At 68.7% G+C, this 13,042-nt stretch carries 14 protein-coding genes and 1 pseudogene; 4 read left to right on the forward strand and 11 right to left on the reverse strand.

Annotated elements, in window-relative coordinates; translation table 11 throughout:
- Nucleotides 1-18 precede the first annotated feature (18 nt).
- Both ACH4FH_RS13865 and ACH4FH_RS13870 read left to right on the forward strand, forming a co-directional pair.
- Nucleotides 19-1,404 carry an MFS transporter gene (locus tag ACH4FH_RS13865; RefSeq protein WP_398556008.1) on the forward strand — a complete coding sequence of 462 codons (1,386 nt, stop codon included), beginning with the start codon at nucleotides 19-21 and terminating at the stop codon, nucleotides 1,402-1,404.
- Nucleotides 1,405-1,645: 241 nt separating this feature from the next.
- Nucleotides 1,646-1,807, forward strand: coding sequence for a hypothetical protein (locus ACH4FH_RS13870; RefSeq protein WP_398556009.1), 162 nt, complete (start codon nucleotides 1,646-1,648; stop codon nucleotides 1,805-1,807).
- 93 nt (nucleotides 1,808-1,900) lie between these two features.
- Here ACH4FH_RS13870 and ACH4FH_RS13875 read toward each other — a convergent pair whose 3' ends face one another.
- The 6 genes and pseudogenes from ACH4FH_RS13875 to ACH4FH_RS13900 all read right to left on the reverse strand — a co-directional run bounded on the left by ACH4FH_RS13875 (nucleotide 1,901) and on the right by ACH4FH_RS13900 (nucleotide 7,391).
- On the reverse strand, nucleotides 1,901-3,049 hold the full coding sequence (locus ACH4FH_RS13875) for a DUF475 domain-containing protein (RefSeq protein WP_398556010.1): 1,149 nt from the start codon (nucleotides 3,047-3,049) through the stop codon (nucleotides 1,901-1,903).
- A gap of 48 nt (nucleotides 3,050-3,097) precedes the next feature.
- Nucleotides 3,098-3,394, reverse strand: a pseudogene (locus ACH4FH_RS13880) (TerD family protein); the annotation flags it as partial.
- 589 nt (nucleotides 3,395-3,983) lie between these two features.
- Nucleotides 3,984-4,955, reverse strand: a complete 972-nt coding sequence (locus tag ACH4FH_RS13885) for a PDR/VanB family oxidoreductase (RefSeq protein ID WP_398556011.1) — start codon at nucleotides 4,953-4,955, stop codon at nucleotides 3,984-3,986.
- A complete protein-coding gene (locus ACH4FH_RS13890) occupies nucleotides 4,952-5,218 on the reverse strand; it encodes a hypothetical protein (protein ID WP_398556012.1) in 267 nt (88 codons plus the stop codon). The genes ACH4FH_RS13885 and ACH4FH_RS13890 overlap by 4 nt, the downstream gene beginning before the upstream one ends.
- A complete protein-coding gene (locus ACH4FH_RS13895; RefSeq protein ID WP_398556013.1) occupies nucleotides 5,215-6,279 on the reverse strand; it encodes a Rieske 2Fe-2S domain-containing protein in 1,065 nt (354 codons plus the stop codon). The genes ACH4FH_RS13890 and ACH4FH_RS13895 overlap by 4 nt, the downstream gene beginning before the upstream one ends.
- Before the next feature lie 323 nt (nucleotides 6,280-6,602).
- The gene (locus ACH4FH_RS13900; RefSeq protein ID WP_398556014.1) at nucleotides 6,603-7,391 is read right to left on the reverse strand and encodes an IclR family transcriptional regulator; all 789 of its coding nucleotides are present in this window, start codon (nucleotides 7,389-7,391) and stop codon (nucleotides 6,603-6,605) included.
- A gap of 418 nt (nucleotides 7,392-7,809) precedes the next feature.
- Here ACH4FH_RS13900 and ACH4FH_RS13905 point away from each other — a divergent pair.
- Nucleotides 7,810-8,639, forward strand: a protein-coding gene (locus ACH4FH_RS13905; protein WP_398556079.1) for an IS5 family transposase whose coding sequence is annotated in 2 segments (ribosomal slippage) — nucleotides 7,810-8,128 and nucleotides 8,128-8,639 — 831 coding nt in all. Because the reading frame shifts where the segments join, the coding sequence is not laid out codon by codon here.
- Between the two features lie 12 nt (nucleotides 8,640-8,651).
- Here the strand turns inward: ACH4FH_RS13905 and ACH4FH_RS13910 are convergent.
- From ACH4FH_RS13910 to ACH4FH_RS13920, 3 genes are all read right to left on the reverse strand, one after another.
- Nucleotides 8,652-9,197: an AAA family ATPase gene (locus tag ACH4FH_RS13910; protein WP_398556015.1), complete on the reverse strand. Its 546-nt coding sequence runs from the start codon at nucleotides 9,195-9,197 to the stop codon at nucleotides 8,652-8,654.
- Between the two features lie 404 nt (nucleotides 9,198-9,601).
- Nucleotides 9,602-10,882 carry an exo-alpha-sialidase gene (locus tag ACH4FH_RS13915; protein WP_398556016.1) on the reverse strand — a complete coding sequence of 427 codons (1,281 nt, stop codon included), beginning with the start codon at nucleotides 10,880-10,882 and terminating at the stop codon, nucleotides 9,602-9,604.
- 112 nt (nucleotides 10,883-10,994) lie between these two features.
- Nucleotides 10,995-11,420 carry a transposase gene (locus tag ACH4FH_RS13920; protein ID WP_398556017.1) on the reverse strand — a complete coding sequence of 142 codons (426 nt, stop codon included), beginning with the start codon at nucleotides 11,418-11,420 and terminating at the stop codon, nucleotides 10,995-10,997.
- Between ACH4FH_RS13920 and ACH4FH_RS13925 the strand changes: the two genes are divergently transcribed.
- The gene (locus ACH4FH_RS13925) at nucleotides 11,419-12,042 is read left to right on the forward strand and encodes a TetR/AcrR family transcriptional regulator (protein ID WP_398556018.1); all 624 of its coding nucleotides are present in this window, start codon (nucleotides 11,419-11,421) and stop codon (nucleotides 12,040-12,042) included. The genes ACH4FH_RS13920 and ACH4FH_RS13925 overlap by 2 nt on opposite strands.
- Before the next feature lie 336 nt (nucleotides 12,043-12,378).
- Here the strand turns inward: ACH4FH_RS13925 and ACH4FH_RS13930 are convergent, their stop codons facing one another.
- Nucleotides 12,379-12,582, reverse strand: coding sequence for a hypothetical protein (locus ACH4FH_RS13930; protein ID WP_398556019.1), 204 nt, complete (start codon nucleotides 12,580-12,582; stop codon nucleotides 12,379-12,381).
- Nucleotides 12,564-12,926 (reverse strand): hypothetical protein, encoded by a 363-nt coding sequence (locus ACH4FH_RS13935; RefSeq protein WP_398556020.1) that lies wholly within the window; start codon nucleotides 12,924-12,926, stop codon nucleotides 12,564-12,566. The genes ACH4FH_RS13930 and ACH4FH_RS13935 overlap by 19 nt, the downstream gene beginning before the upstream one ends.
- Nucleotides 12,927-13,042: the final 116 nt, after the last annotated feature.

Below are 13,042 nucleotides of genomic sequence, written 5' to 3' on the forward strand. Positions count from 1 at the left end.
CCTTCAAGGAGAACTCCCATGACCACCAGCGTCCCTGCCGGACCGCGGAGCGTGCTCGGCTCCAAGGACCGCGTCAAGACCGCGGTCGCCGCGGCCTTCGGCACGAGCGTCGAGAACTACGACTTCATCGCGTACGGCACCGCCTCCGCGCTCTACTTCGGAGCGGTGTTCTTCCCCGAGAGCGATCGGTTCGTCGGCACCCTGCTCTCCTTCGCCACCCTCGCGGTCGGCTTCGTCATGCGCCCTCTCGGGGGCGCCATCGGCGGCTACTTCGCCGACAAGTTCGGCCGCAAGCCCGTCCTCGTCGCGGCCATGATCGTCATGGGCGCCGCCACCTTCCTCATCGGCGCGCTGCCGACCTACGAACAGGTCGGTGTGCTCGCACCGATCCTGCTCGTGGCCATCCGCATGATCCAGGGCCTGGCGTTCGGCGCCGAGTGGGGCGGTGCGATCACCATGGCCTACGAGCACGCGCCATGGCACCGCCGCGGCATGTTCGCCGCGATCCCCCAGTCCGGCAACCCTCTGGGCATTGCCCTGGCCAGCGGCGTTTTCGCGTGGAGCGACACCCTCGACGGCAACTGGCAGTGGAGGACGCCCTTCCTGCTCAGCGCCGTCCTCGTGATCGCCGCGCTGATCGTGCGCTCCCGGCTCTCCGAATCCCCCGAATTCAAGGAAGCCCAGGCCGGCGGCAAAACCGAGAAGAACCCGTTCCTCGCCACTCTGGCCGACGACTGGCGCGCCATCCTGCGCGTCATCGCCTTGCGCGTCGTCGAATCCTTCGCCTACTACTCCACCGCGACCTACCTGCTCAGCTACATCACCGAACGCCACCCCGACCTCAGGCCCGTCGCCCTCGGCGCGATCACCGCCGCCAGCATCCTCGCCATTGCGGTCACCTTCCTCGCCGGCGCGCTCACCGACCGGATCGGACGCCGTCCCCTCTACATAACGGCCTGTACGGCGGCGGTCCTCTTCGCCTTCCCGATGTATCTGCTCACCAACTCCGCCCAACCCACCCTTGTGTTCACGGTGTTCATCATCGGCATCGGCGTCATCCACGCATCACTCACCGGAACCCAGGGCTCTCTGCTCACCGAGCAGTTCCGCACCGCGACCCGTACCTCGGGAGCCTCGCTCGGCTACCAACTCGCCGCGGCCATCGGCGGCTTCGCCCCACTGCTCGCCGCCGCTCTGGTGGGTGCGTTCGGCTGGCCAGGCGCCGCGCTGCTCTACCTCGCCGCGGCCGTGATCGGCCTCGGCGGCATCCTCGCAACCAAGGAGACCTGGGGCCGCCATGAGCGAGAGCGCGTGCTCGGCCTCGTCGCACAGGAAAGGGGTGCTCAGACCGCTTCAGGGACGTCGGCGAGTGGCGTCCTGCCGCCCTCGTCCAAGTCTCGGTGAACTCTGTTTTCCTCCTCACCCGTGAGTCCGCGGCGCACCGTTGCGCCCGGGCGGCCGGCAGCCCTGCCGAGCTGTACGCCGTGATTCCCTCTCCGCGCCAGTCCCAGCCGCGCACGCCGCCGGAGGTGGTCGAGCCGGCGATGGCGCTGAAGAAGGAGAACCCCGAGCGCACGGCGACGCTGGTCAGAAGGTTCTGCGGGCCCAGCTGGGCTGGGCGCCGGACGAGCGCACGCTGCAGCGGATGTTCCACCGCACCGGGCTGATCGCGCTCAAGGCACCCCGGCAGAAGGAGACGGTCGGCCGGTTCGAGGCCGACCGCCCCGACGAACTCCGGGTCGGTGATGCTCTGCACGGCCGCGGATCGATGGCCGTGCAGAGCGAATCGCTTCGTCTTCCTGGATGACCATTCCAGGGCGGTGGACTGCCACCGGTGGGGTTTCGCGGAGGACGCCGTCCGCCTGGCGGCGGCCCGGCGGGCCCGCGCCGGCGGCCCGGCTCAGACCCCGGAGGAGACCTCAACCTTCTCGTTGGGCCCCGTGTCCTGTCCCTCGGCCGCCGCCAGCCTGCGGTTGCGCTTGACCGAGGAGAAGAAGGACCAGGCGATCAGGACGACGCCGACGAGGCCCGTGATGACCTCGTGGATCTCGTACTGGATGGTGACGAGCAGGATCACGGCGAGGGCGCCGATCGCGTAGTGCGCGCCGTGCTCCAGGTAGACGTAGTCGTCGAGGGTGCCCTGGCGGACCAGGTAGACCGTGAGCGAGCGGACGTACATCGCGCCGATGCCGAGGCCGAGCGCCATCAGGACGATGTCGTTGGTGATCGCGAAGGCGCCGATGACGCCGTCGAAGGAGAAGGACGCGTCCAGGACCTCCAGGTAGAGGAACATGAAGAACGCGGCCTTGCCGGCCATCACGACCGCCGGGACCTTCTTGCCGCTCCTCTTGGCCTCTTCCTCGGCCTCATGCTCGCGCTCCTCGTCCTCTTCGAGCTTGTTCTCGAAGAAGCCGGAGAGTCCGGCGACGATCAGGTACGTGATCAGACCGGCAATGCCCGCGATCAATACGGTCTCGGCCTTGTTGACGTGCGCACCGCCGTGCTGGTGGGCGTTGACCGCGAACGTCATCGAGGTGACGACCAGGACGATCAGGGCGATGCAGACCGACAGCATGTCGACCTTGCCGAGCTTGGCGAGAGGACGCTCAAGCCACCCGAGCCACTTGATGTCACGGTCCTCGAAGATGAAGTCGAGGAAGATCATTATCAGGAACATGCCACCGAACGCGGCGATTGACGGGTGAGCGTCGGTCACCAGCTGCTTGTACATGTCCTTGTCGGTCATCGCCAGGTCGACGGCCTCGATCGGGCCGATCTTGGCGCTGATGGCGACGATCACGACCGGGAAGACCAGGCGCATGCCGAAGACCGCGATCAGGACGCCGATGGTGAGGAAGAGCTTCTGCCAGAAGGCATTCATCTTCCTCAGGATCCCGGCGTTGACCACGGCGTTGTCGAAGGACACCGAGATTTCGAGGATGGACAGGATCGCCACGATCCCGAAGCCGGTCCACCCCCCGTAGAGGACCGCCGCGACGAGGCCGAGCGCGGTGACCGCGAACGACCAGCCGAACGTTTTCAGAAGCACTGGCTACCCAATCGTTTTGTACGGGGTTCCCCCGCGCCGTACTTGGCTTTACGAATCATTGACCCCGAAGTCTAGAGCGATGCCTCGCAGCCCTGACACATACATCGGGCCAACAGCGCAGAACTTCCGCCGGCCGCCGTGCCGGTAGACCTCGCCGAAGAGCATCGCCGTCTCCGTGGACGCGTCTTCGCTGAGGTCCCAGCGGGCGCGCTCCTGGCCGTCGACCTGGTTCACCACGGGGATGGACGCGTTGCTGACCTGGCCGAGAGTTTGCCCGCGGTTGTCGGCGTCGTGGATCGAGACCGGGAAGACGATCTTGTCGCCGGTGGCGGGCACCTTGGAGAGGTAGTTCAGGTTGTGGAAGCTGAACTACTCGTCGCCGCGCGGCCAACTGCGATGCTCAAGTGGCCAACTGCGGGGGCCTGGCGCTCGGCATTCCCTGGAATACGCCCAACTGCCCGGGTCACGGCCGAGTGCGTCCAGTGCCTCCCGCATCAACAGCGATAGCTCGCGTTCCTCGTCCGCCGCGATCCAGCGATGGAAGCCGACTTTGTATGACGGGTGCTGCTGGCGTCGGCCGATGGAGACTCGGGGGGTAGGTGGCGGGACGGGCGTGCAGGGTCAGCCGGCCCGGCCTCTCGGTGACGACCATGGCGCACATGTGCTGGGCGACTCCGACGGCAGCGCCCTCGAAGGTCCCCGCTCCGTGCTGCTCGACGTCCGTGTCCGAGCGTTCGCCATCGGCCGCCGGGCGCCCGCACTCCACCGGTGTGGAATCCACGATCCAGCCGTAACCGGGCGCCGGGGTCGCGCAGGCGAGCGTGAACGTCGTACGGGCCGGTGAGCGAGCAGGAGGCGAGCCAAGCATGGACCCCGGTTCCGCCTCGATCACGACCGCGATCTCGGGTCCATACGGTGGGCTCTTGTCGGTGGGTCACAGATCCAGGACGAGGAGCGGGCAGGCGGCGCGCGAGACGCAGAGGAACATCGTGTCGTTGCATGCCTGTTCAGCAGGGGTGAGCAGGGAGTCTCGGTGGTCTACCACCCCGTCGAGGACCGGGGTCTCGCAGGTGCCACAGGTGCCCTCCTCGCACGAGGACAGGACCTGCACGCCGGCCTCCTCAACACTCTGGAGGACGGTCTTGTCCGGCGGGACGGTCACCGTGATGCCGCTGCGGGAGAGTTCCACCTCGAACGAGGCCGAAGGGGCGTCGTCCACCCGCGCCTTCGGCGTGAACCGCTCGACGTGCAGCGTGCCCTCCGGCCAGGAAGCACACCGCCGTTCCACCGCGTTGAGCAGGGGCTCGGGACCGCAGCAGTAGACGAGGGTGCCGGCGACGGGGCTGTCGAGCAGCCCGTCCAGGTCGAGGAGTCCGGACTCGTCCTGGGGGCACAGTTCCACCCGGTGGGGGTGGTCCTTGGTGAGTTGTCTAGCGAAGGCCATGGTGGCGCGGTTGCGCCCGCCGTACACCAGTCGCCAGTCGGCTCCCCTCCGGTCGGCGGCGGCGATCATCGGCAGGACCGGGGTGATGCCGATGCCGCCCGCGATGAACAGGTAGCGGGGGGAGTCGGCCAGCGGGAAGTGGTTGCGGGGGCCGCTCACCCGGACCGTGTCGCCCTCGGCCAGCGTGTCGTGCACGTACCGGGACCCGCCCCGGCTCTCCGGCTCGCGCAGCACGGCCACGTGGAAGAGGGAGGTGTCACCCGGGTCGCCGCACAGTGAGTACTGCCGTGCCAGGTCGGGGCCCAGCATCAGGTCGATGTGGGCGCCCGGGCTCCACGTGGGCAGCCGCTCGCCGGAGGGATGGGCCAGGCTGAGCCGGACGACGCCCTCGGCGAGGGGCTCCTTGCGCACCAGGGTCAGGTCGAGTTCGGCCCCGGGGCGTGGCAGGCTCGTGGTGGTCATGGTGACTCTCTTTCCGGACCGTGGGCAGCTTCAGGCGAAGGCCGCCTTCGAGGCTGAGGGGCGGCGGCGGGAGCGAACTCCGGGGCAGGGCCGGGGTGGTGATCATCGGGATGGCCCAGCAGCCAGTCCCACAGCCCGACGGGGTCCTCGAACTCCCGCTGCGCGCCGCAGTGGCAGACGGCCAGCAGCCGGTCGGTACCGAGCACCCAGTGGATGCGGTAGACGTCCTCACCGGAGAGGACGGGTGGATGCTGCGGGATCATGGGGCCACCGCCCGGTCCTGCGACCCGGCCCCCTCCTGGGCCAGGCGAGCGAGAATGCGGCGGGCGGCGAGCCCTCCCGTGTCGATGTTGATACTCAGCTCCTGGTAGCCGGCCGGCTCGGTATCCAGGGACTTCTGCAGCACGTTGAGGGCCACGACATCCTGCATGACCACCGTGTGGTTGTTGCCGCGAAGAAACTCGGTGACGTCCTGGTCATCGAGGGCGAAGTCGCGGGCCACGGCCCAGAAGTCGTACGTCGTCCTCTCCGTCGAAGGGGTGATGCCGTAGACGACCTCGACGTGGAAGGCATGCGGGTCGCTGCCGTCCGGATTCGGCCCGGGTGCGCCGACGGGCGCGATGCGCGAGTGGAGCAGATAGAGACAGGGCGCGTGGTACTCGATGTCCTGCCAGCGGCTGATGCGGCCCTCTATACCTGTGGACTTGGCGTAGAACGGAGGGCACTCCGCGTCGTCCATGTGGCGGCTGACGTAGACGATGCCGGCCTCGCCGTCGACCTCGGTGGTGATGGGCGTCTCGGCCACCTCGGGAGTGCCGATGTAACCGCCGTGCAGGTACGTCTCGTGCGACAGGTCCATGAGGTTGTCGACCAGCAGACCGTAGTCGCCGTCGATCGGCTCCATGCCCGACACCACGGTGTAGTCGGGCGAGTCCATCCACGGAGCGCGGGGCGGCAGGGCATCCCCGGGCTCGCGGTCACCGATCCACACCCACACGAAGGAGTCCTGCTCGACCACCGGGTACGTCTTCAGGCGCGCCGTGCGCGGGATGCGCTGCTGGCCGGGGACGAAGACGCAGCCGCCGTCGTTGCCGTAGGTGAAACCGTGGTAGCCGCAGACCACCCGATCGCCGTCCAGCCGGCTCGGCGCGTGCGACAGCGGAAAGCGTCGGTGCACACAGCGCTCGGACATGGCCACCGCCCGGCCGTCCTCCGTGCGGTACAGCAGGATCGGCTCGCCCAGTACGGTGCGTCCGAGCAACTCGCGCCCGACCTCGCGGCCATAGGCGGCGACGTACCAGTGATTGCGTACGAAAGCAGTCATGATCGTTCCTTTCTGAGTGGGGCGTTCAGTGCGCGTGGTGCAGAGGCCGGGACCGCGACGGCGGCCGGCAGGGGCTCATCGGCCCCTCGCCGCGGGAGGTGTGCAGAGAGCGTCGCGGGAGCCCCCCCGGCGGACCGGGGCCTGGCCTCGACCAATGCGGACCATCGTGGGGTCGGCGCCCCCGGGTCACCAGGGGGCTTTCCGAATGCCGGGAAACATCTGCGTAGTTGCGGCCGCGCCGCTGTGCCGGGACGGCATCAGGATCTGCGACACGGCACGGCACACGCGGGGTATCGAAGCCTTCGAGCCCGGGACGGCGCGGTTCAGACCTGCGGCGTGCTCATCGCGCGGGAGATCGCCCGGGCGCTCGTACAGACGAGCCGGGCCAGCGCATGCGCGGAGGTGCTGCCATGGCGTACTACCAGCGACACCGAGGCGATCACCGCGCCGCCGCGGTGCACAGGGGCCGCGACCGACAGGGCGTCCATGGTGACCTGACGGTCGCTGACCGCGTAGCCATGGGTCCGCGCCTCGGCCAGCATGCGCCGCAACGCACGCGGATCGGTGACCGTTCCTGGTGTGAACCGCTCGAGGGGGCCGGCCAGCGCCTGCTCCTGCACGTCGGCTGGGGCATGCGCCAGAAGCACCAGCCCGACACCGGTGACCGTGAGGGCGAACCGCCCGCCCACGCGCGTCAGTACCGGCACGGCACCGGACCCCGCGATGCGCTCGACGAAGACGACCTCTGTACCCTCGCGCACCGCGAGCTGAACGTTCTCGCGGGTGATCTGGGAGAGGTCCTCCAGGAACGGCAGGGCCCGCTCGCGCAGGCCCTGTCCGCGCGGCGCAAGGGAGGCAACTTCCCACAGTCGCAGGCCGACGCGATAGCGCCCCTGGTCGCTGCGCTCCAGCGCTCCCCAGGCGGTGAGTTCGCCGAGCATCCGGTACACGGTCGACACCGGCAGGCCAGAGCGCCGCGAGAGTTCGCTCAACGTCATCTCCGGGCAGTTCGCGCTGAACGCACCGAGGATCTGCAGCGCGCGGCCCAGTACGGGCCGCGGGCCCGGCTCGGAACTGCGGCGGCGGGCTATCGGGCCCGTTTCATCCGGCACGGGTGAAGGCTCGTCATCGGCATGCCGCGCCTCACGTGCGAGCGAGTCGTCCAAAGCGCCCTCACCGGTTCCCGATTGCGCCTTCCGGCCGGCTGTCGCGCGGCCACCTGCGGCGGTTTGACGTTCCGCTGTCGACGTGTCCCAAGCTGTGGCGGTCAGTGTGCAAGAAGGTTGCTGCCACGTCGAGACGTCGGCACTTCTCCTGCTGATTGCCGTCCGTGTCCTCGACGAACAGCCGCACCCCCGGGTGATGTAGACGACCCCTGCTTGGCCGCCACACGCCATGTGATCCCCGCCATGTGGCCCACGCCGCCCAGCAAAACGCTACCTCTCACTTGGCTTTCGCGGCTAGAGCGTGTCTCTTTGACGAACTGCCGGTTGATTGGATGCGTCTGTCCGGTTAGTGATCACTGATCCGATGTGGGACCGGATCGAGCCGCTGATGCCGGCCGATCCGGTCCGTGGACGGCGGTGGGCCAACCACCGCCGCACCCTTGAGGCCATTGCGTGGAAGTACCGCACCTGCTCGCCGTGGCGGGACCTGCCCGATGAACTCGGCCCTTTCCAGACCGCCCACAAACGCCTGATCAGGTGGGCAGTCGATGGCACATGGACACGGATCCTCGCCGCCGTCCTTGCCGCGGCGGATGCCGACGACGAGGTGGGCTGGACCATCTCGGTGGACTCCACCGTCTGCCGGGCTCACCAGCACGCCGCCGGAGCATCTAAAAAGGGGCATCAGGTCGGGACGAGCCCACAGATCACGCGCTCGGTCGCTCCCGCGGCGGACTGAGCACGAAGGTCCATCTGGCCAGCGACAGCCGCGCACGGCCTCTCGCTCTGTTCGTCACCCCGGGCCAGGCCGGTGACGCGCCAGCCTTCGAGGCGGTAATGGCCCGCATCCGGGTGCCTCGAAGAGGGCTGGGAAGGCCGCGTACCAGGCCCACAGCTGTCCTCGCGGACCGCGCCTACTCCTCCCGCGCGATCCGCTGGCATCTCCGGCGTCGTGGTATCCGGGCCGTCATTCCGCAGCCCGCCGACCAGATCCGCAACCGCCTGAGGCGTGGCCGCAACGGAGGTCGCCCACCCGGCTTCGACACCCAGCTCTACAAGCAGCGGAACACCGTCGAACGGTGCATCAACCGCCTGAAGCAGTGGCGCGGCCTGGCCATGCGAACCGACAAACTCGCCATCGCCTACCAGGCCGCACTGCATCTCGCCGCCATCCTCATCTGGACCCGACACTGAGCGGCAATGAACCTAACCGTCAGTCCCTGGTAGCCAGCTGGTAGCGCCCACCACTTCGCGCGCTATGTCGACCACGGAACGTCCGTCGGTCGTCACTCGCACCGTGCCCACGGGTGTCTGCTCGTCCAGAATCCGCGCCTTTCGGGCGCTGCTCTTCAGCTCGTGCTCCAGCTCCGAGCCAAGTTCCCGACCCGTCAGCCGCTCACGGGCAGTGGCATCGGACGCGGTAAGCACGACCCGTACGATCCTGACATTCGCACCCATGGCGCGCTGGAACATGCCCTCGTTCTCAGCCAGTACGCTCACGGTGTGCGTGTAGATCAGGCGGTGGTACCCGAGCTCGGCGTAGTTCGACCAGAGCGCCGTCAGATTGCGCTCGGCGATCTTCTTGCGGCGGGGGTCCCCCTCCGGAGCAGGATGTGCCTGCCCCATGAAGTCGCCATCGATTACGCAGTGAGGAACCGTCGCGGCGCGCAAACGCGCTGAGACCTCCCATCCCACCGTCGTCTTGCCGACGCCAGCGCGCCCTCCGATGAGCAATACCTCTGCTTGATCCATAACTGCACCCTGCCACCGAGTAGCCAAATCGCGCGAACAAGTTGTGCGCGGATCAGGGAGACAGGCCCTAGGTGTGGTCGCACCGAACGCCCGGGCAGCTCTGCCGAGATCCCGAGGAGCGTCACGGCCGCTGCCGGCCTTGACCGCCATCCCCGAGGCGATCACCCTCGCCGCGGCGGGCGCACTCCAGGAGCTGGGCTCGTCGAGCGCGATCGTTCCGAAGCGGGGTGGTCGTTGCGGAACCGCCGTGGGGTGATTGGTGCGATCACCGCGGAGAAGTGGCCACGAAACTCCACCTCGCCGCGGCGGCCGCCCGGCCACTGGCCTTCGTCGTGACAGCAGAGCAGGCCGGTGAAGCCCCGGCGTTGGACGAACACCACGACGCACCGTCTCTCCTGCCTACCTCAGGCGGGACCCTGCGCGTAGAAGGGCTTGCAGCCGCCGTCCACGTTGTCGGTGGCGATCTCCAGCACACTCTTCCCGTCGGCCGCCGGCAGCAGCGCGCTGCTGTAGTTGGCGCAGGAGTCCTCCTTACCGGAGTTCACCGCCACTGGAGCGCGCTTCGACTGCCACGCGCCTTCCCCACCCTTGCTGTTGGTCCAGAACGTCCGCTCGCCGCCGGGATTCGGTTTGCCGTCCCGGTCGCGCGTCACCTGCCCGATCAGCATCAGCTTGCCCCGCGGGTTGCCGCTCTCGGGAGCCCACGCCAGCGTCGGCGTGTGGGCAAAGTAGTGACCGTCGGCAGTCTCCGGACGTGTCCCCAGATCCGACGGCTCGCCCCACTCCCAGCCGTCCTCGGACGTACGGGTGTGCACGACGCACGCGTACTTCCCGCCGGGCGTGCAGATCTCGTAGACCATGACGTACTTGCCGCCAGGCAACTTCCGCACGACGGCCATCCCCGGCCGGTCCGGCTCCTGGCTGCTCTCGACGGTGGCGTGCCGCCCGTTCCAGCTCTTACCGTCCGAGGTGCGTACGGCCATCAGCTTCTGGCTGTGCTTCGGGTCGGTCTCGTCCGAGTAGTGGCACACGAGGTTGCCCTGCGCATCGATGGAGAACTCCGGTTCCCACAGGCCCCCTTCGTTCCCGGCGGTCGCGGCGATCGACAGATGCGACCAGGAGCGTCCGTGATCGGTGCTCTTGAAGACGCGGATCGACATCTTGCGGGGCTTCTCGGTCTGGCCCGGCGAATCCGCCCACAGCAGCGTCCCCGCGGGCATGTCACCGATCTGCTTCGGCAGTTCGTACAGTGTGCTGCAGCACAGCCCCTTGCCGTCGGCGCCCTTCGGATCGGCGACGGAGCCGACCTCCCGGAACGTCTTCCCGTTGTCGGAACTCTCGTGGATGACTCCGACCCCGTCCTTCCCCCGGAAGGTGACGTTCGAGGTCAGGATGCGGCCGTTGGCGTTTCCGCTGTGCTGCAACCGGATCGCCCGCGGGTAGAACCCGGGCTCCTTCTGCAGCGGCCGGCGTGCGGCGACTCCCGCCGTCCCCTCCAGCGGTTCGGCGGCGGTGGGCGCGGAGCCCCCGCTCCCCTTTGCGTCTCCCGTGCCGCCTCCGCCACCCTCGCCCTCCCCGCCGACGACAGCTTGTGTGACCACCACCGCCAGTAGGACGCACAGGAGGGACGAGCCGAGTATCAAGAGCAGGCTGCGCCGGCCGAAGGGCGCGCGTACGAAGGGCATGAACTCCCCAGCAATCGAAGATCGTTGTTCATGCCACGCTTTCACAGCACGCTGTTCAGCAGCGAAGGGCCGGGTGCATGGTGACAGGACCGGCAACACGGTGACACGCCCGCTACACGGTCCCAGAGGGTCCAGGGTGAGGCGGCGTCCCAGGTAATGGAACCAGCCGGCGTCGCCGGCGGCGTCGGCGACTGCCTGGACGTGCTGCAGCAGCCGCTTCCCGGGTGCCGTCGGCCGACCACAGCATGTGCCGCTTGTGGACGGTCTGCCATGAGCCGAAACGGTCGGGCAGCTTGCGCCACTGACCGCCGGTGCTGGGCCGATGAAGGATCCCGTTGATCACGTGCCGGTGATCACGCCACCGGCCGTAACCGTTGCTGCCCCTGGGCAGCGACGGCTCCAGCACCGCCCATTCGCCGTCGGTCACGCCCCAGCCGAGCATGACCACAACAACCCATAACTGATCGACGAGGCACCCCCCCCCAGGCGGCAGGAGCTCGGTGGGACCGGCGACGGCACTCGGTATGGTTGTGCGCATGGGGACGCCAAGGGGGCGGCGCGGCGGCTACGCAACGGGGCTGGCCAGGCGCAACCAGATCCTTGAGGCCGCGCTGCTGCGCTTCGGCAAGGACGGCTACCGCAAGACCTCGCTGGCCGGCATTGCCCGCGATGCCGGGATCACCGACGCCGGACTGCTCCATCACTTCCCCGACAAGCAGCAACTGCTGCTGGCCGTGGTCCAGTACTGGCACAAGCAGCTCGACGAGCAGTGGGTCCGCGTGTCCGACTCGGTGCGGGACGCCTTCCGATGCCACTTCGACGACACCGCCGAGTCGCTGAACATGCCGGGGATGCTGGAACTCGCCGTCGTGGTGGGCGCCGAGGCCACCGCTCCCGACCACCCCGCGCACGGCTTCTTCTCCCAATGGCAGGAGAAAGGCGTACGCGAACTCGCGGACCGTCTGCGCGCCGGCACCGAGGCGGGGGAACTCAAGGCGGGGCTGGACCACGAGAACATCGCCCGGGAGTGCGCCGCGCTCGACGCCGGGCTACGCCTCCAGTGGCCGGCCGCCGGGCGCTCCTTCGACTTGATCGCCGTGATGCGCTCCCACCTGAACCGCCTCATGACCAGCATCGCGGCTGACGGCAAGGGACTGTAGCGTCCGGTCGGGGCGGGCGGCGCAAGCCTTCCGCATCGCCCCTGCGGTAGATCTCGCAGTGGGCCTCCCGCCTGCCGCGTTCACCCGCTCCTTGCTGCCCAGCGCTGCGCACGGCCCTTTCGGCCCGCCGGTGCCGAGGTGACGGGCCGAAGTCGTTCCTCCACGTAGCGCCGCCGGGACCACCCCCTTCCGGGTGCGAGCTGTCCTCAGACCCGTTCGAGCAGTAGGGCCATGCCCTAGGTTGTGTCCGCAAAGTCCCTTCGTCCGCCCGGAGGGCGGGGCTCGCGGTGTCTGGTGCACTGCACTCGCTGCGCTCGCTCCGTCTCCGCTCCTCATTCAGCCGGTGGATGCCGAGCGCCCTCGCAAGGCGGAGGGCCTTCCCGGTACTGGGCGTACCGGGAAGATCCCGACAACGCAGCGAGGGTGCGTGCCAGGCGCCGCGAGCCAGAAGGGACTTTGCGGACACAACCTAGTGCCGAGGGCTCGGCTGACGGCCAGGACCTGTGAGGCGAAGGCCTCGTTCAGCTCGACGATCTCCACCTCGTCGATGCGGAGCCCTGCCCGGTCGAGGAGACGGCGGACCGCATCGATCGGCCCACGCCCATCAAGGCCGGATCGACGCCGCTCACCGCCGTACCGAGGATGCGCGCCCGTACGGGCAGGCCCCGACGCTCCGCGAGCTGTTCATCCACGAGTACGGCTGCTTCGGCGCCGTCGTTGAGCGAGCAGGAGTTCCCGGCGGTCACCGCGCCGCCGGGCCGGAAGGCCGGTGGCAGCGCCGCCGGCTTGTCCCTGCCGGTGTCCGGGCGTGGCCCGTCGTCGGCCGTGACCGGTCCTTGCGGGGCGTGCACCGGCAGGATCTTCAACGCCGACCTCACCGACATCAGGTTGATTTACCCGGACGGCGAGGACCGCCAAGCCGATGCACTCGGCGTCAGCCGCCGACGGGGCGAACCGGATTGCCCGACGCCAGAGCATGCCGTCGACTGGACCGACAGGG

Source organism: Streptomyces sp. NPDC017993, assembly GCF_044328065.1.
Classification (GTDB): Bacteria; Actinomycetota; Actinomycetes; order Streptomycetales; family Streptomycetaceae; genus Streptomyces.